Annotated in this window: 14 protein-coding genes and 1 pseudogene; 9 read left to right on the top strand and 6 right to left on the bottom strand. The window is 48.7% G+C overall.

From position 1 onward, the window contains the following. Positions 1-79: 79 nt before the first annotated feature. The 6 genes from KTH90_RS21595 (at position 80) to KTH90_RS21570 (ending at position 6,346) form a co-directional block, all read left to right on the top strand. Positions 80-1,189 (top strand): ABC transporter substrate-binding protein, encoded by a 1,110-nt coding sequence (locus KTH90_RS21595; protein WP_158354693.1) that lies wholly within the window; start codon positions 80-82, stop codon positions 1,187-1,189. An 11-nt stretch (positions 1,190-1,200) separates the two neighbouring features. Beyond that, positions 1,201-2,223: a FecCD family ABC transporter permease gene (locus KTH90_RS21590; RefSeq protein ID WP_238727464.1), complete on the top strand. Its 1,023-nt coding sequence runs from the start codon at positions 1,201-1,203 to the stop codon at positions 2,221-2,223. Continuing rightward, a complete protein-coding gene (locus tag KTH90_RS21585; protein WP_238727463.1) occupies positions 2,220-3,020 on the top strand; it encodes an ABC transporter ATP-binding protein in 801 nt (266 codons plus the stop codon). The genes KTH90_RS21590 and KTH90_RS21585 overlap by 4 nt, the downstream gene beginning before the upstream one ends. A 61-nt stretch (positions 3,021-3,081) precedes the next feature. Continuing rightward, positions 3,082-3,834, top strand: a complete 753-nt coding sequence (locus tag KTH90_RS21580) for a nucleotide-binding protein (protein WP_158354842.1) — start codon at positions 3,082-3,084, stop codon at positions 3,832-3,834. Beyond that, positions 3,831-5,156, top strand: coding sequence for a nitrogenase component 1 (locus KTH90_RS21575; protein WP_238727462.1), 1,326 nt, complete (start codon positions 3,831-3,833; stop codon positions 5,154-5,156). Before KTH90_RS21580 ends, KTH90_RS21575 begins: the two co-directional genes overlap by 4 nt. Continuing rightward, positions 5,156-6,346: a nitrogenase component 1 gene (locus tag KTH90_RS21570; protein ID WP_158354687.1), complete on the top strand. Its 1,191-nt coding sequence runs from the start codon at positions 5,156-5,158 to the stop codon at positions 6,344-6,346. Before KTH90_RS21575 ends, KTH90_RS21570 begins: the two co-directional genes overlap by 1 nt. A 328-nt stretch (positions 6,347-6,674) precedes the next feature. On the opposite strand, the pseudogene KTH90_RS21565 reads toward KTH90_RS21570, so the two are convergent. Beyond that, positions 6,675-7,499: pseudogene (locus tag KTH90_RS21565) on the bottom strand (Rpn family recombination-promoting nuclease/putative transposase); the annotation flags it as partial. A gap of 150 nt (positions 7,500-7,649) precedes the next feature. Between KTH90_RS21565 and KTH90_RS21560 the strand changes: the two are divergent. Continuing rightward, positions 7,650-8,444: an inositol monophosphatase family protein gene (locus KTH90_RS21560; RefSeq protein ID WP_238727461.1), complete on the top strand. Its 795-nt coding sequence runs from the start codon at positions 7,650-7,652 to the stop codon at positions 8,442-8,444. 173 nt (positions 8,445-8,617) lie between these two features. Here KTH90_RS21560 and KTH90_RS21555 read toward each other — a convergent pair whose 3' ends face one another. The 5 genes from KTH90_RS21555 to KTH90_RS21535 form a co-directional block, all read right to left on the bottom strand. Then, complete coding sequence (locus tag KTH90_RS21555) at positions 8,618-9,424, bottom strand: response regulator transcription factor (RefSeq protein WP_238727460.1); 807 nt, start codon at positions 9,422-9,424, stop codon at positions 8,618-8,620. Between the two features lie 24 nt (positions 9,425-9,448). Continuing rightward, positions 9,449-11,194, bottom strand: a complete 1,746-nt coding sequence (locus KTH90_RS21550; protein ID WP_238727459.1) for a sensor histidine kinase — start codon at positions 11,192-11,194, stop codon at positions 9,449-9,451. A gap of 283 nt (positions 11,195-11,477) precedes the next feature. Continuing rightward, on the bottom strand, positions 11,478-13,163 hold the full coding sequence (locus KTH90_RS21545; RefSeq protein WP_238727458.1) for an ABC transporter permease: 1,686 nt from the start codon (positions 13,161-13,163) through the stop codon (positions 11,478-11,480). 23 nt (positions 13,164-13,186) lie between these two features. Next, the gene (locus tag KTH90_RS21540) at positions 13,187-14,263 is read right to left on the bottom strand and encodes an ABC transporter ATP-binding protein (protein ID WP_158354677.1); all 1,077 of its coding nucleotides are present in this window, start codon (positions 14,261-14,263) and stop codon (positions 13,187-13,189) included. Between the two features lie 96 nt (positions 14,264-14,359). Next, positions 14,360-15,424 carry an ABC transporter substrate-binding protein gene (locus KTH90_RS21535; RefSeq protein WP_158354675.1) on the bottom strand — a complete coding sequence of 355 codons (1,065 nt, stop codon included), beginning with the start codon at positions 15,422-15,424 and terminating at the stop codon, positions 14,360-14,362. Positions 15,425-15,904: 480 nt separating this feature from the next. Here KTH90_RS21535 and KTH90_RS21530 point away from each other — a divergent pair, with 480 nt between their 5' ends. Together KTH90_RS21530 and KTH90_RS21525 are read left to right on the top strand one after the other, a co-directional pair. After that, a complete protein-coding gene (locus tag KTH90_RS21530) occupies positions 15,905-16,978 on the top strand; it encodes a hypothetical protein (protein ID WP_158354673.1) in 1,074 nt (357 codons plus the stop codon). 185 nt (positions 16,979-17,163) lie between these two features. After that, complete coding sequence (locus KTH90_RS21525) at positions 17,164-17,538, top strand: helix-turn-helix domain-containing protein (RefSeq protein ID WP_158354671.1); 375 nt, start codon at positions 17,164-17,166, stop codon at positions 17,536-17,538. Positions 17,539-17,665 lie beyond the last annotated feature (127 nt).

Genomic DNA, 17,665 nt, shown 5'->3' with positions numbered 1-17,665 from the left:
TATGAACTCATAAAACAGGCGCTTTTTGTGTGAAGACTACGACACTCTATTTTTTACTCATCGAAAGGAGTCTTTACCAATGAAACAAAAAAAATACTATTCTCTCATTCTGGCAGCCGTACTGGCGCTCAGTACTGTCCTGACCGGATGCGGATCTGACGGCAGTTCTGCAAAGCCCGCAGACACGTCTGTATCCGAATCTCCTGCTCCCACCGTATCCCCGGAAGCCTCCGCTGTTCCCGCTGCATCGGCATCTCCACAAACCGCCGCTTCCTTTGCTCCTTCCTCTGTCTCCATTTTGCACAGCGATAAATTCAAAGTCAGTGACGGAAAAGTAACCTTTACCGATGCTACCGGCAGTGAGGTTACCCTGACCATAAAGCCGGAACGCGTCGTGACACTTTCCAATAACTGGCATGACCTCTGGTACGACTGCGGCGGCACGGCGGTCGGCCGTGTAGATGAGGAACTCAGCGCACTGCGCAACGAGGAGGCCAAAGCAGTTAAGGTAATCGGGAATTCATCCAGTGTTTCCCTTGAAGCTGTATTGGCTGAAGAACCGGATCTCGTCATCCTTGGCTCACCATCCAAAGATGGACAGGACATGGCGGCGGCATTAAAGGATGCCGGTGTGGAATACCTGCTGTATGATTATGAAAACTTTGAAGGCTTTCTGGAGACTCTGGAACTTTATACCATTCTGACCGACCGGGCGGATCTGTATGAAAAATGGGCGGCGGAAAACATAGCCAAAGTAGACCACGTCCGGGAAATCTGCGCCGAACAGACACCCGCCCAGATTATCATGCTGCTTCCTCATGCCACCAGCGGTATCTACGCGCTGAAGAACAGCGGGTTCCTGGGCAGCCTGCTGGAAGATCTGAACACCGTTAATGTGGCTTTCCAGGATGCAGGCGGGGAAGATAAAAACTTTGTGATCAGCATGGAAGAACTCCTCAAACTGGACCCTCAGTTTATTCTTTCCCGCGGCGGTTCCGGGGATGGTACGGAAGCAACTGCTACGGCCATCTATGAGTCGAATCCACTCTGGTTCGAGTTGACCGCTGTGAAAGAAGGGCGTTACCATCATCTTCCCTCCGATCTTTTCTTATATAAAGCGAACGTCCGATATGGTGAGGCCTATGAATACCTGGCCAAAATTCTTTATCCCGATGCCTTTACCGAATAGAGGGACCGCAGATGAAAAAAATTGATCCGGAAATGAAAGCTCTGTTCACTCATCGGAGCCGCCTGCTGCGGATCGGCATCTGCTGCATCGTGCTGGCTGCCGGCGTGTTTCTAAGCATTGCTATGGGGGCGGTAGAATTCTCACTGCCGGAAATTTTTCATTATCTGTTTCAGGAGACGTCCGGAACGAACCACATTATCCTGGCCGATGTGCGGCTGCCCCGCACATTGGTCGCTGGCCTGGCCGGCATGTGTCTAAGCCTTTCCGGGGCAATCATGCAGGGAATCACCAGAAACCCCATGGCCTCCCCCTCCATCTTGGGCGTGACCAGCGGCGCTTCTCTTGTGACGCTGGTCCTGTTTGTATATTTTCCGGCTTCCTATTATCTGACTCCGGCAGCAGCGATCACCGGAGCATTTCTGACCACTATGCTGGTCTATTTTATGTCCTGGAAAAACGGGGTTGCGCCGGTCCGCTTTATACTCTCCGGCGTAGCTGTTTCCAGTATCCTCAGCGCTTTTTACAGCGTCGTTTCAGTCCTTCATCCTGACGCTATTCAGGGAATGATCGGTTTTTCCGTGGGCAGCTTAAACGCCAGGACCTGGAATCATTTCAAACTGATCCTGCCCTACGCGCTGATCGGACTTACGGCGGTTCTGTGCCTTACCAACCGTCTGAATCTTCTATCCATGGGCGATGAGATCGCCACAGGACTGGGCCTTAAGGTAGAGCACACGCGCCTGATTTTCATCGTAATCAGCTCCCTGTTAGCCGGCAGTGCAATCAGTGTGGTGGGCCAGATTGCTTTTGTAGGACTGTGCGTGCCTCATATTACCCGAATGCTGGTAGGTTCCGATTACCGGTACCTACTGCCCGCATCCGCCGTCAACGGGGCTGCCATGGTCATCTATTGTGACTGGCTGGCGCGGATTGTAATTAGACCCGAAGAAATGAATGTGGGGATCATAATTGCCGCATTAGGCGCACCATTTTTCCTCTATCTGCTGCGCAGGAAAGGAGGGTATCAGCTGTGATCAGGGCAGAACATATTTGCTATTCCATCGATGGCAGGCCGATTCTGGACGATATTTCCTTTTCTGCGGAACAGGGCGAGATCGTAACCATTGTAGGCCCTAACGGCTGCGGAAAAAGTACATTGATGAAAATATTGTCACGCCTTTTGAAACCTGACTGCGGATCTGTTTTTTTTCTTGGGAAACCACTTAACGCTTATTCCGGTAAAGAATTGGCAAAACAACTGGCTATCCTTCCCCAGAGCAAGCAGGCCCCTCCGGATATGACCGTGGAACAGCTGGTTCAGTTCGGAAGATATCCTTACACTGGTCTGGGCGGTCAGCTTAGGGCGGCAGATTTTACCGCTGTGGATGAGGCGCTAAGGCGTACCGGAATGGACAGGTTCCGGGGCCGGTCCATCTGTACACTGTCGGGCGGAGAAGGCCAGATGGCCTGGATTACAATGGCGATCGCGCAGACACCCAGGATTTTATTTCTGGATGAACCCACGACTTATCTGGATATCTGTTACCAGCTGGAAGTCCTGCAGATGATACGGCGTTTAAACCACACGCTCTCACTGACAATTGTAATGGTTCTGCATGACTTGAATCAGGCTGCCGCTTATTCCGACCGTATTTTTACCATGAAGCCCGGCCGCTGCTACAGTTATGGCAAAACAGAGGATGTTCTCTGCGATGCAATGTTCCGCGAGGTATTCTCTGTGGAAATGAATAAGTATAAAAACCCAAAAGACAGGGGCGGAACAGACATAGTTTATATGCCGGAAAGGATTGTAGAGAAATATGAAGGTTGAACATAACTTTTCACCCAGCCCGGCGTGCACAGAAAATCCCTCGCAGGGGGACGCACATGAGATCCGGAAAATAGCGATCTACGGGAAAGGAGGAATCGGTAAATCCACAACCACCTCCAATATTGCCTGTGCAATGACAAAGCAGGGCCTGCGCGTCATGCAGATCGGCTGCGACCCCAAATCGGATTCTACTATCTCACACACCGGCGGTCAAAGAATCCCTACCGTTCTGGACAGTATCCGTGATCGGGGTGACAGTCTGAAGCTTACGGATATCGTCATTACCGGGTCGGATGGTGTCCTCTGTGTGGAATCAGGCGGTCCCACTCCAGGCGTCGGCTGTGCCGGCCGGGGAATCATCGCGGCATTCGAAAAGCTGGATGAACTCCATGCGTTTGAAACTTTCCGGCCGGATGTGGTTCTTTATGACGTACTTGGGGATGTGGTCTGCGGAGGATTCACCATGCCGATCCGATCCGGGTATGCGAAGGAAGTTTTCGTGGTGACATCCGGAGAAATGATGTCGCTTTATGCCGCGTCTAATATTGCAGCGGCGCTGCATAATTTTCAAAATAAGGGATACGCCCGCTTCGGCGGTCTGATCGCAAATGCAAAGGGATTCCCGGGGGAAGAGGAAAATATTCAGAGAGCCGCCGAAGAACTGAACACCAGAGTTTTATGCACACTGCCCAGAGATCCGCTGGTGCAGCAGGCAGAACAGCAGAACCGAACCGTCGTAAGCGCATTTCCGGATTCTGAACTGTCCGGGCTATACCTGAATCTGGCACAGATACTGGAGCGTGATCCGTTATGATAACTGAAAAAAACTGTAATCTGAAACGGCTTGCTGAACTTCATTCCTATTCTGATATCATCAGCCCGTCAGCGGCCATTCGGCGGGGCATGCATTGTCCGCTATTTGGATGTTCGCTGCTTATGCAGGAAATGGAACGTACGGCTGTGATTATACTGGGAACCGAGGAATGTGGTTTTTACAGCAAGGAGATCTTAAAGGTCGCGAATCCCCGCGACTATATGAAAGCGCCGGTGTACTGCTATACGCTGGAAGAATCCGACATTATCTTCGGCTGCGAAAAGGATCTTCTCCTTCTCATTAAAGAAATCGAAGAAAAAGACCGGCCTGATATCATCTATCTGATCTCTACCTGCGTGACTTCACTCATCGGCGAGGACATAAAGGGTCTGATCTGTAAAGCCCAGGTGTCGGCTAACGCGGTGCTCCTTCTGGTGGAAGCCGATAATTTCCGGCAGAACAGCCATGTAGACGGTATGAGCGATATGACCGCCGCACTGGCGGATCACATGAAATCTTATAAGGGCCGGCGTCAGGGAGTCAATCTTCTGGGTGTCCGGGAAGAGGACTGGAAATGTACCGAGCTCGGGCGGTATTTAACCAGACACCAGATCCCGGTCCGGGCTGTCCTCCCAGGCGGTGCTTCCCTGGATGCTCTTTACGACGCCCCCCAGGCGGAACTGAATCTGGTCGTGGATGCCATCGGTTTAAAACTTGCGAAACGCATGGAAACCTTCGGTGTTCCCTATCAGGTATTCGGAAAATATGCGGATCCGGACCGGATTCGTAAGGCTTACCGCTGTCTGGAACAGCTTCTGCAGCTTGAACCAGACCCGGAGATCGAACGATTAGCCGATTCCACGAAGACTTCCTGGGAACAACTAAGGCATCTGCCCGCCCATGCCCGCCGCGTTATCTATACCAATTCACCTTTGATCGGTTTTGACACCTGCCTCTTACTCCACCGGCTGGGTTTTGAGATTCTGGCCTGCTTCACCGTCAGTTATAACGATTTTGACCGTGAACTTTTTTGTGAATGCAAAGCTTCCGGCATGAATCCTTTCATGGCACTGCTGACGGACTTTAATAAAACGAAGGAACTAAGCAGGCTTCTGCGGCCGGCTTATTACATAGGACGCGGTTACCGGGAGCGGCTGGAAGCCATGGGAATTCGTATGATATCACCTGAGGATTCCCCAAAGGAAAATGGCTTTTCCCTCAGTATGGCCATGGCAGATTATTTTCTGAATGTCTGTGCTGATAAGGCTTGTGGTGATAAGGCTTATGCTGGAAACATACGAACAGCAGAAAGGAGAATTTGATGGCAGTCTACCGTTATCTTCCAATCCCCAGTGACCGTATGGGCTTTCTCTGGGCCGTAACCGGCATTCCCGGGATCGCTGTATTAGAATTCGGCCCTATGGGTACCACGAATTTCGCTACCCGGCATATGGAAGAAGCCCCTATTTACACTACCCATATTACCGATTCGGTTCTGACCTTTGGCGACAGCCGTCCGCTGCAGCTGGCGATCGCCGAGCTGGAAGAACGGACAGCGCCAGATATGATCTACGTCATGCAGTCCGCGGTTACCTCCATCATCGGATTTGATATGGAATCTTTCTGTTCCCAGATACAGCCCCTGCATCGGGCAAAACTGATCCCGGTCACTCTTTCCGGACTGTCCGGCGACTATACGGACGGTCTTGCGCTGGGCATGCTGTCACTGCTCCGGGAATGGGCAAAACCCTCTGAAACCAAACGGAAGGCTTTTCATATTCTGGGTGCCTCCATCGATTATGCACGTATTCGACCGGATGTCGATGAGATTATCCGGTTAATGGAAGGCGCTTTTGGCTGGACTCCCGGCCTGGTTCTTCCATGCAATGCTAATATAGAAGCGCTTCAGACGTGTGCGGAGGGAGGGGTATCTCTCGTACTTCGTAAAGAAGCCATACCGGCTGCGGAATTTTTACAAGAATCCTTTCATATTCCGTATCTGATTGGCCAGCCTTATGGGATCGAAGGAACGGCCCGCTGGCTGGCGTCTGTGGGGCAGGTCTGTGGGCAGACTCCTGATCCATCATTTATATATGGGGAAAAAGAAGTCCTGTATCCCCTTTCAAAGCCCCGGCTGACTAAAGCCTGTATTGTCAGTGAGCATACTATGGCCGCAGCGTTATCTGCCTTCCTCCTGGAAGAACTAGATATTTCTACTGTAAATGCCTTTGCTTTTGAAAAGAAACTGGTTACAGCATATGCCGGAATGATTACCGCATATGAGGAACAGGCAGTAGATGCCTGGATAACCGGTAACCACCCTGATCTGTTAATGGGGAATTCGGTGGTTACGGAGAGAGATTTTGGATATACAGCATGCCGTCTCAACATACAGAAACCTTTTGGGATTCCCAACCAGGACGCTTTACCGGAACGGGGATTTATGGGCTTTCATGGATACCGGAATTTTCTGTACGAGCTGGAACAGCAGATTACGCAGCAGGACCCTTAAAAACTCGACCGAATCTGGAATTAGAAAAAAGATGCCTGTATGTAGAACTTGCACAAATCCCAATAACTTAATTTTTTATAGCTATGAGCACTTAGCGGCCGTTTTTTGGCCGCTTACGTGCGATGCATGGAAAATAGTCAGCGAGGCTTTTTCGAGCGCTACTATTTTTTATTAGAGGAAAAAGAGTATGAATAAGTGAAATAACCCCTTTTGGACAGACAGTTGAACAGCTATAACTGTTTGCCCGGAAGGAGTATATCAAAATCATACTCTTCTTTCTAAAAGTATTATATAATTCGTTTTAAGCTGCCTGTGTTTCCTGTCCGCTTCAGCTGCTCTGCCAGTACTTTTCAATAATCTCTTCTGTTTTCTCATCTGTCCAGGTTAAACTGTTTTTCACTTTATCCCTTACCTCTTCTTTGGATAAACCCATCTCTTGTAAGGTGCTAATCATAATCTGGAGGCCAGTTTCCATGCCGGTTTCCATGCCTTCTTCATAAGCCCCATCCAGTCCGGATTTATGATCCATAATCGCCATTTCCCTCCGGAATGCCCGGTAACGCTCCTCATCATCTAAATCAAAATCCTCAAACGTGTCCACCATTTCATTCATGTACTCATCCCCTTGTGCAACAGCCCGCATCTCCTGTATACTCCGGGCCGAAATAAGCTTCGCCCAACGATACACTTCCTCTTTCTTTTCCTCGTCCGTCGCCTGCTCCAATTTTCTTAATTCTATCACATGAAAGGCCAGCTTGTCACTATAGATCTTACCATTCCGCATATTCGTTATCTTATGTATCGAGTAAAATTCTCTCTGTTCCGGGAACAGGTCAAAATCCAGAATTCCAATATGTACACAATGCTTCATCGTCCGGTACAGCTCCCCTTTTTTCACTGAAATTACCAGCATTTTACAGTTATAATACATCGACCGATCCACCCAGTAACGTACATGATACAACTGCATTTCAATATTAATCTGCTTCTCATGAGCACACCTAAGCCTCAGGTCCAGTATCCCCTCCTTGTCTTCTACATACTCCTGCTCCAGATGGCTGTCAATCACTTCCAGATCAACAATTTGTTCCGGCGGTATTTCCAGCAGAGCTCCCAGCAGCCCTTTCAACCCTTTTCTGCATTTACGGAAAACATTACGGAAAACTTATATTCAAGAATACACAACAGCCGTTCTATCCACGTATAATGCGGCTTTGTCTCCTTGTTCCCCAACTCTCCCCTTGTTATACTTGATATAATATGATAAATAAAATAACTGCCAATTGGAAAAGGGGGATTACCAATGTCAGACCAATTACTGGATCAGATCTGCGAAATCGTACGTCAAGCCGGCAGCATCGTCCTGTCAGCATCGGCCGATAAAGAGATCAAAGCAAAAGAGGGAGCGGCCAACTACGTAACCAAATACGACTCCAAAGTCCAAAAATATCTGGTGGCCGAACTTACCCGTCTGCTTCCCGAAGCCACCTTTGTGGGAGAAGAGGACGGCTTCTCTTCCCACAAAATCAGCAGCGGTTACACCTTCATCATCGATCCCATTGACGGAACAACGAACTTTATCTGTGAGTTCATGTGCAGCGGAATCTGCGTCGGCCTCGCCATACACGGCACCATGGAAATCGGGGTCGTCTACAATCCTTTCCGGGACGAACTCTTCTGCGCCCGCCGCGGCCAGGGCAGTTACTTGAACGGCTCCCCTCTCCACGTCCACAACCGTCCGCTGAACGAGGGCGTAGTGAACATTGACATCGCCCCCTATAACCCCGAACTCCGTGAACGTGCCTTTGCCGTAAGCACGGCGATCTCTTATCACTCCATGGACATACGCGATATCGGTTCCGCCGCCCTGGGAATCTGTTACGTCGCCTGTAACCGTTGTGTGGCCTACATATCCCATCTTCTCTCCACCTGGGACTACGCAGCCGCCTCCCTGATCCTGACTGAAGCCGGCGGAGTATTTACCGACCTCCAGGGCCACGCGCTGCCCCTAAAAGCCAAAACCTCCCTGCTGGCTTCCACCGAAACCGGACTTCAGCAAACATTAGACCTGATCCATCCTGTACTTTTCCCAAATTAACCCATCTCCATCCCTTTTCATTTTTCTCCCCACTTCTATCCCGGGAATGAAATGCAGATCAAAATACAGGTTCCCAGCCTTCCCAGAAAGCCAGCGGCTCATAAGAAATGGACGGAACAGGCAGCTGCGTCATATAATGCTCTGCCTGTTTCGTCCGTCTTCCGATCCATAACCTATAACCTATTCAAAATATGATTCTGTGTTAATTGATATCCGTTCTTAAACTCCATAGGTTTTATTCCCACGATTTTCCGGAAAACCTTGCTAAAATATTTGGCATCACCATAACCTATCGCATAGGCGATTTCATACACCTTCAGATCGGAGTTCTTCAGAAGATCCACCGCTCCCTTGATCCGGTACAGGGTTAAAACTTCCAGGAACGTATAACTGGTTTTTGTTTTGAATAATTTCCCCAGATAGCTGTCGCTGATATTCAGTTCGTCCGCCACATTCCTGAGCGTCAGATCCTCCTGATAGCGGCTGTGTATGATCTCGCAGGCCCGGGCCAGATATTTATCCTGTAAGTTTCCGAAATCAACGGCTTTCTGTTCTTCCGTGAATTCCTTTCCCAGCTTTTCCGACAGACTTTTATACACGGCCTGTTTCTCTCTGATACTTTTGATGGTACTGGACATGACCTCCTCCAGCTCCTTATCATCGATCGGTTTCAGCAGATAGCCCCGCACACCCATTCGCATAGCTCTTTTGGCATAGGCAAACTCATCATAGCCGGAAAGAATAATGTATTCACAGGATATCTCATCCTGCAGGCTCTCGATCATTTCCAGCCCACTCAGTTTCGGCATTTTTATATCAGTTATAACAAGATCCGGTTTCAATCTGAGAATCATCTCACGGCCCTCCTCTCCGTCAGCCGCCTCCCCGATAATCTCACTCCCAAAATCCGACCAGGTAGTGGTCAGTTTCAGTCCCTGGCGGATCAGATCCTCGTCTTCTACTAACAAAACTTTTATCATTTTTACCTCCATGCGTGCGTAAATTCAGAACTTTCCATCCGCATCAGATGGTTTTTCCTTTTCGATATGCTTAATCCGCAGAGTAATATGGGTTCCCTCCCCAAAGATGCTGGCTGCGGATATTCCGCAGCTCTCATCTCCAAATAATCTGGCTCTTCTTTGTACATTGTTCAGACCGATATGATGAGTCCCTTCCTGCCGGAAAGCCAGCAGCGAATCCAGGGTCTCCTGATCCATTCCGTTCCCGTTATCTTCCACACTGAAAATGAGATACTCCCCATCAATTCTGCCGTTCAGACAGATCCGGCACTCTCCCGACTTACCGGAAAATCCGTGCACGATCGCGTTCTCCACCATAGGCTGCAGGATCAGCTTGGGGATAAGTTCCTCTTCCATGCCGTTTTGCAGCTCCGCCTCCATATGCAGCCGGTCTCCGTAATGCTTTTTCTGTATTTCCAGAAAAGACCGGATAATTTCCATCTCATAGGAAACGGTTACCAGATCGGCTTTCGTATTCATCACGCGCCGAAGAAGACGTCCCAGCTGCACGGTAATATCAGAGATCTCACTGGTCCGGTTCAATTTCGCATTCCACTTGATCAGATCCAGCGTGTTATACAGAAAATGGGGATTCATCTGCAGACTCAAGGAACGGGTCTCCGCGATCCAAAGGCTGTGCTTTTCCTCATCAATGTTAGCCATCAGCTCCCCGATCTGTTCTGTCATGGAATTAAACGAATCGCCCAGCTGTCCGATCTCATCCTTCCGGTCAACGATCACTCTGGCACTTAAATCCCCGTGCTTGACCTTTGCCATGGATTCCCGGATTCTCTGGATCGGGGCCGATATGGACCGAGCCAGCATTCCGGAAAGTCCTAAGCCCAGTACCGCTATGATCATCAGGCCTGGTATCATCGCTTTTAAGATGGCACTCATGATCTTGTTCATCACATCGGACGGCATTTCCTTAATATAGAGAAGGCCGTAGGCGTCACTTCGGCTGTAGGCAAAGGTGTCGCCTATGATACCCGTCGTCTTGTCTTTCCAGTTATGGTCAAAACCGTATTCTTCTGTTTTACCAAGTCCCTCATATTCCAGCCCGGAGGTATGGTAAATAATAGCACCGCTGTGATTCAGTATCATAAACATCGTTTTATACTGTTCCGCGTACTCATTTACAATCACGTCAATGGTGCTTCTGGGAATCTCCACAAGGACGTATCCCAGTACCTGATCCTTTTCATCCCGATAAGCTTTGGCCATACAGATCCGATCCTCTTCATTGAGCATGGCATCCCGGGCGACGGCGTAGACCGATACATCCTCTCCCTCATTTGCCTTTCGGAATACGCCCCAGTTTTCAAATGAAGCATGCGTGGATTTCATCACCTGTTCTGAGGTAGACAGCCACTGGGTCGGATTCAGTTTCACGATACTGATGGCAGCTTTCTGATTATTACCATTTTTTAATATGTAAAGAGAGCGCAGCACAGTATTGGCGTTCTCCGCGTCAGGGTCAGTAAAAAAGGCCCGGACCTCCTCGTCCTGAGTCAGATTACAGATCACTTCTTTATAATTTTCTATCTCATTGTCGATTGCATTACGGACTTTTTCTGCGGTGCCGGCGCTCTGCTGTCTTAAGTTGGATAGATAGATACGATAGAAAGCGAAGCTGATGATTCCGCTCAGGATCACCGCGAATACCAGACACGATACAAAAAAGGCGGAAAATATACGGCAAAAATAGCTCTCTGAAATTTTTTTCAGCATTTTTTCCTCCATGCGTGCGTATTTTAGCACATCTAGGTATGGATGAACGTTTTCGTTCAGCCGTTCCTCCATGCGTGCGTATTTTAGCACATCTAGGTATGGATGAACGTTTCCAGATAAGTTTCACTTTGTAACCTTTCTCCACGTTATGTTCTATTTTACCTGAAAATATAGGGAAAAGAAAGTCATGAGGACCGAACAATTCCCCATAACTTTCTATTTCCTCAATTTCCTATCCATGTCTTTACCGCTATGAGAACTATATCCTAACGCTGCTATTTTTTCAGACTACACTCTTGCCGCCCGAAACTTTATTAAAGATCAGCAGACACACTACCGTAGCCAGGGTCAGAATAGTCGACAGCGCAGCCGCCTGTCCGTACGCGTCATTATTGACACAGTTAAAGATTGCCACGGATATCGTAATCGTCTTTCCTGTATACAAAATCAGCGTGGCGCTCAATGTATTCATTACGCTGATCAGGCTTAAGACCGCCCCCGACATCAGGCCGGGCAGCATCAGGTGCACCGTCGTTTTAAAGAAAGTTTTCATAGCCGGGACGCCCAGGCTTATGGATGCTTCCTCCACCGAATTATCAATCTGGTAGAGGATACCCACACTGGACCTCATGGTATAAGGAAGCTTTCGTATGACAAATGAGATAATAATCGCCCACATAGTTCCGGTCAGTACGATTGCCCCCTGATTAAAGGCCACTGTCAGGCAGATACCGAGAACAGCTCCCGGGATGACATAGGGGAACATCAGCAGCATGTCGATCAGGTTGGACACAAAGCTTTTCCGCCTGACGATCAGGTAGGAACCGATCAGTCCCAGCAGTACAATGATAGCCAGTGCAATAAAGGAATACAAAAAGGTATTGGTAATACTGCGCCCCAGCTTATTGGCCACCTGGCGGTAACTGTCCAGGCTGAAACCGGCTGCAAACAGCGGGCCGTTGGTCTTTAGGAACGACTGGATCGTAACCGTGATCTGCGGCAATACCGACAGGAAGGATACAAAGAACACCACCGCCGTTGCCAGAAGCTTTTTCCCCCGGGTCAGCTCGATGACCGCCGGCGGACGAAGGCTGGTCATATTATAACTCTTTCTGTCTACGAACCGCTTCTGGACGAAGAGCACCAGCAGGGCAATGATGATGATAATGACGCTCAAGGCGCTGGCAAAGCCCGTGTCCGTTCCCACCTCATTCAGGAATTCCTTATAAATGATAACCGGCAGCGTGCTGTAGCCTTCCCCGATCAGCCTGGGAGTACCGAAGTCAGCCAGAGCCGTCATGAACACCATCAGCGCCGATGACAAGATAGTCGGCAGGATGACCGGGAATGTAATCTTCAGAATCCTGCGGATACCGGAGATCCCCAGATTCTCGCTGGCTTCCTCCAGGGAGGAATCGATGCTCCCCAGCGCGCCTGACACATAGAGATAGACCATGGGATAGAGTTTCAGGGTAAATACCAGGACGATCCCTTTAAATCCATAGATCTCCCCCATTTCGATTCCGATCATGGACAGCAGTTTTGTGATAAATCCCGCGCGGCCCAGCAGAGTGATCCAGGCGTAAGCACCGATAAACGGCGGTGACAGCATGGAGAGAACCACCATTACATTGATCAGCCTTTTCCAGTACAGATTAAAGCGGGACCCGATGTATGCCAGCGGCACCCCCAGCAGGGTAGCCAGGATCGTCACCACCGTACTGATCAGAAGGCTGTGCCCCAGCGCTTCCTGATAGTATTTCTTCTGGAAAAACTTCAGGTAGTTGCTCATGGTAAACGCGTTGGTATCCGGGTTCTGAAAACTCTGGACAATCAGCTTCAGGAACGGATATACGATAAAGATCAGACACAGGATCAGAATCAGCAGACTCATGATCGTCCAGAAATTAAATCGATCCATGTGGAGCTTTTCATAAATTTTCTTTTTTGGTTTTGTATTTTCCTTCATAACGCCCCTCCTTTTAACCGCCGTCAATCGCGCATGATCGTTTTTTCCTTCTCCGCGTCAAACACGCAGATCCGTCCGGACATCAGCTCCAGGCTTACCCTGTCATTTGTTTTCCGGGAAATGTCCATCTCATCCGTGTACTCGTTGACTTCGATCAATGGGCCGTTGTCAATCTGGATCTCATAATTCATAAAATCCCCAAGGAAGGTGCTCATGGTAATCGTCCCCTGAATCTCCCCCTCCTTCGGCGCTCCCAGATGGACGTACTCGGGGCGGACGGATACCTTTACCATCCCTTCATATTCCCTGTCGATATTCAGTTCCAGCTGTTTCACTCCCAGGATCCTCACGACACCGCCGCTCGCTTCCCCGTCCAGGAAGCAGGAGGTTCCGATAAAGTTCGCCACAAACATATTCGACGGTTTCGTATAGATCTCCATCGGTTCTCCCAGCTGTTCCACCTGTCCGTCATGGATAATGGCGATCCGGTCCGATATGGATAACGCCTCCTCCTGGTCATGGGTGACATATATGGTCGTAATGTTCAGCTGCTTTTGGATTTTCTTGATACTTGTACGCATGGTCACACGAAGTTTGGCATCCAGATTACACAGCGGTTCGTCCATCAGCAGCACATCCGGATGGATGACCACTGCTCTGGCCAGAGCCACACGCTGCTGCTGGCCGCCGGAGAGCTGGCTGGGCATACGATCTTTCAGATTGTCGATCTGCATCATCTTCATAGCTTCCATGGCACGGTCCGTCAGCTCTTTTCCTTTGATCTTCCGTGCTTTCAGGCCGTATTCTACATTTCCCTGAACGGTCATATGCGGAAATATGGCATAGTTTTGGAATACCATACCGATATTTCTTTTATCCGCCGGAATATGATTGATTTCTTTGTCATTAAAATATATTTTTCCTTCATCGATCGGATTAAATCCCGCGATCATGCGCAAAAGCGTCGTCTTGCCACAGCCGGAAGGTCCCAGCAGTGTAAAAAATTCCCCTTCCTTAATGTCCAGACTGATGTGGTCACAAGCTTTGAAGTCCCCATATACCTTCGTCGCGCCGTCGATCTTCACCCTTTGACTGCTCATAATCCTCTTCCTCCATCTCTTCATTTTAAAGGAGGAAGGATGGTTTTTTAGTGCATTCTCATCCTTCCTCCTGGTTTATCCGAATCGCTTCCGCAGTTAACGGGAGATCAAATCATTCCATTTATCGTTGAATTCCTGGGTATGGCTTGATGTCCAGTCGATATCCATATTCACGAAGGTGATTTTATCCCATGCTTCCATGGTGTCCGGATCTGAGACGTCAGATCGTACCGAGCGGCGGTTTAAGTCGCCCAACTGCTCCTGAACCTCTTTACTGCTGAGATAGTCGATAAATTTCTGCGCGTTTTTCAAATTCTGGCAATCTTTGACGATCGCCATACCGGAAGGGCTGGAAGAAGTTCCCTCGCTGGGATATACGATCGCGATATTAGCGCCTGACTGGATATAGCGCAGCGCCGCTTCCTCATAGGTCAATCCGACCATGTATTCCCCATCCGCTACTCCCTTATATACACCGGAAGAGGAATCCAGGATCTTTCCATCCAGATTATCCACTAACTTCTCGATAAATTCATAGCCTTTGCCGTCATCTGTTCCGTACGCCAGAATAATAGACATCATGCAGGCAAAAGAAGAGGATGCGGAGGTCGGATCCGCGCAGGCGATCTGGCCTTTATATTTCTCATCCAGCAGGTCTGCCCAGGAAGTCGGCGCGCCGGCTGCATCCACCAGCTCCGTGTTATAGATCATAACCATGGGTCCCATATCGAATCCGGTATAGTAGCCGTTGGCATCTTTTGCCGCGTCTTTTAAGGAATCCACGTTGGAAGAGGTATACTGCTGGAGCATATCCTGATTGGCACGGTAGGTATCGATTACTCCGCCCCAAACCACATCCGCCTGCGGATTGCCTGCTTCCGCTTTAATACGCGCGAACAGGGATGAAGTTCCATCCTGTACCAGATCCACCTTGATACCCGTCTGGTCCTCGAATTCCTGGATGATAGGATCAGCCCAGTCCGTGGAATTAGAATAGTAAAGTGTCATACTCTTCGTTTCTTCCGGTTCCGCTGCAGGCGCTTCCTGGGAATCTCCCGTCCCGGATGAAGCTGCGGGCGCTTCCTCTTTTTTGGAGCCACAACCGGCCAGAAGGCCAAAACACATGGTAACCGTTAATAAGACTGCTAATTTTCTTTTCATGAATAATCCCCCTTTAATCTCTGTTCACTTTTACTTTTTTAATATTGCCTTCGTAACTCTTTCTATAAAATTTTAATTTTAATTCTCCTTTCATCATTTTTTGTCTGTCACTTTACTTATTATTTACATTAATATTATAGTTTTGTTGTGCATTTCGCAATAAGACAAATCGGCAAAAAAGGGTTGCAGAATCGCACACTTTAAAAAATAGTAGCGCTCGAAAAAGCCTCGCTGACTATTTTTCATGCATCGCACGTAAGCGGCCAAAAAACGGCCGCTAAGTGCTCATAGCTATAAAAAAGAGTTTCAAGGTACAAAAAACATTTTTTATCCTCGACAAAATCCCCCCCGCTTTTCTTGTTTTCCATTTTTCCGTATGCTATAGTAATCCGCAATACTATGAAACAAATCCTGCAAAAATGGAATCATTCAATTTGAAAATGGAACAGATCAAATGGAAGAGGAGGTTCTCAATTACATATGAATAGCCGTTATTTACTGCCACTGCTGCTCGCCGCACTTAGCCTGTCCCTATGCCTGTCCGGATGCGCCCTGCACAATCCCAAGGCCCAGCTCAAAGAACAGCTGGAAGCCCTCAAACATCCTGAGACAGACGAGGACCTTCTGAATACCATACACCAGCTGGACCAGGATAAATCCCTTCAGCTCCTGGACTACGATCATGGGATCCTGGCATCCCGTCTCCTGGAAAATTACGACTACCAGATCCAGTCCTCGAAGATCACCGGCGAAAAAGCAGAAGTTACTATAAAACTGACCACCCGCAACATGGAACAGCTGATGGATGCCTATCGTTCAGAGATTCTGAACCGCTATATTACCTCAGGGCCAATGGGACAGGCATCCGCATTGGACTGTACGGATATCCTGTCCGATATCCTTAACTCATCTTCCGAGTTCCAGACCCGTCGGATCACCCTGTCTCTCATACGCAGTGAGGACGGCTGGGCCTATGAGGCCCCTTCCACAGTCCTGGACCAGCTCACCGGAGGTTTGATCACCAGTATCGAAAACTCAGGCCTTACCTCTGCGTCCGCCATGGCACAGGCCTACCTGGACCAATTAAAAGAGATGGCTCCGGAAACGCTGCGTCAATACCTGTCTATCCGTCACTTTTTCTCCGACCAGGAACCCCAGGCTTCCTCCCAGGATCTGGCCTACGCGGCCCAGATCCATAAGAACCTGGACTACCAGATCCTCTCCTGCGAACAGACTGACACCTCCGCCCTTGTCAACCTCTCCCTGAATCTGACCACCGCGGACCTGCCAAAGCTCTTCACTGCTTACAAAGACCAGCTAAATACCCTCAAAAATGATCCCGCTCTGCTGAAGCTGACAGATGAGGAATTCCTGATAAAGTCCTCCGACCTGCTTCTGAACCTCCTGGAAGAAAGTATGACTTCCGTAACCATCGAGACTTCCCTGCCTATGACCCAAACAAATGGGGTCTGGCTTCCAAGGATCGAGACGAATGCTTTTTCGGATGCTCTGCTGGGGAACTATCCGGAAGCGATCTCCGTGCTTCAGAATTAGAGTCATCCTGGCTCTTTAGCAAAATCCCAGCAGGTTTCACCCTTTTCTGCAGGCCCGTCCATGGAAGCCAGTGTGTGCCCTTTAGGCACGAATTGGAGAATTTGTCTTTTTTGTTGTTGATTTTCGACACAACTATATCCATTTCATTTCTAAATGGTACAATAGATAGCAAAGGAGGGAGAAATATGTCGTTTGGAAGTATTTTAAAAGAGTTACGAAAAGCGAATCGCATCACCCAGGGAGAACTGGCTGACTTTTTAAGGGTTTCCCGACCTACGATTGCCGGCTATGAGACAAAGGATAAACAGCCTGATTTCGAAAAACTAATCAAGCTTTCGGAATTCTTCAATGTCTCGATTGATTACCTGATCACAGGTGATTCCTTCGGAAAGTCCAATCCCAACTTGACTGAGACAAATCAGAAAATTTACTCTGATTATGAGCTGGAGCATTCTTTGATGCGCCAATTTATTAAGCTCTCCTATGAATCGCGGGTGGATCTGATTGAATTCGCCAAGGTACTGCAGCTTCGTGATAAGATGCGTGAGCCGAATCTTTAGAGCACCGTATACGTAAGAAAAAATGATAACAATTTGCCCTCTTCCGATAATGATATGCTCCCTTTTAGGTAGACAAGTGAAATAATAAAAACTTGTTTCCTGAAAGGGGGTATTTTTTTGAGTAGAA

The sequence above is a fragment of the Diplocloster modestus genome (assembly GCF_019042245.1).
Taxonomy (GTDB): Bacteria; Bacillota; Clostridia; order Lachnospirales; family Lachnospiraceae; genus Diplocloster; species Diplocloster modestus.
This window is presented reverse-complemented; position numbering and strand designations above follow the sequence as displayed.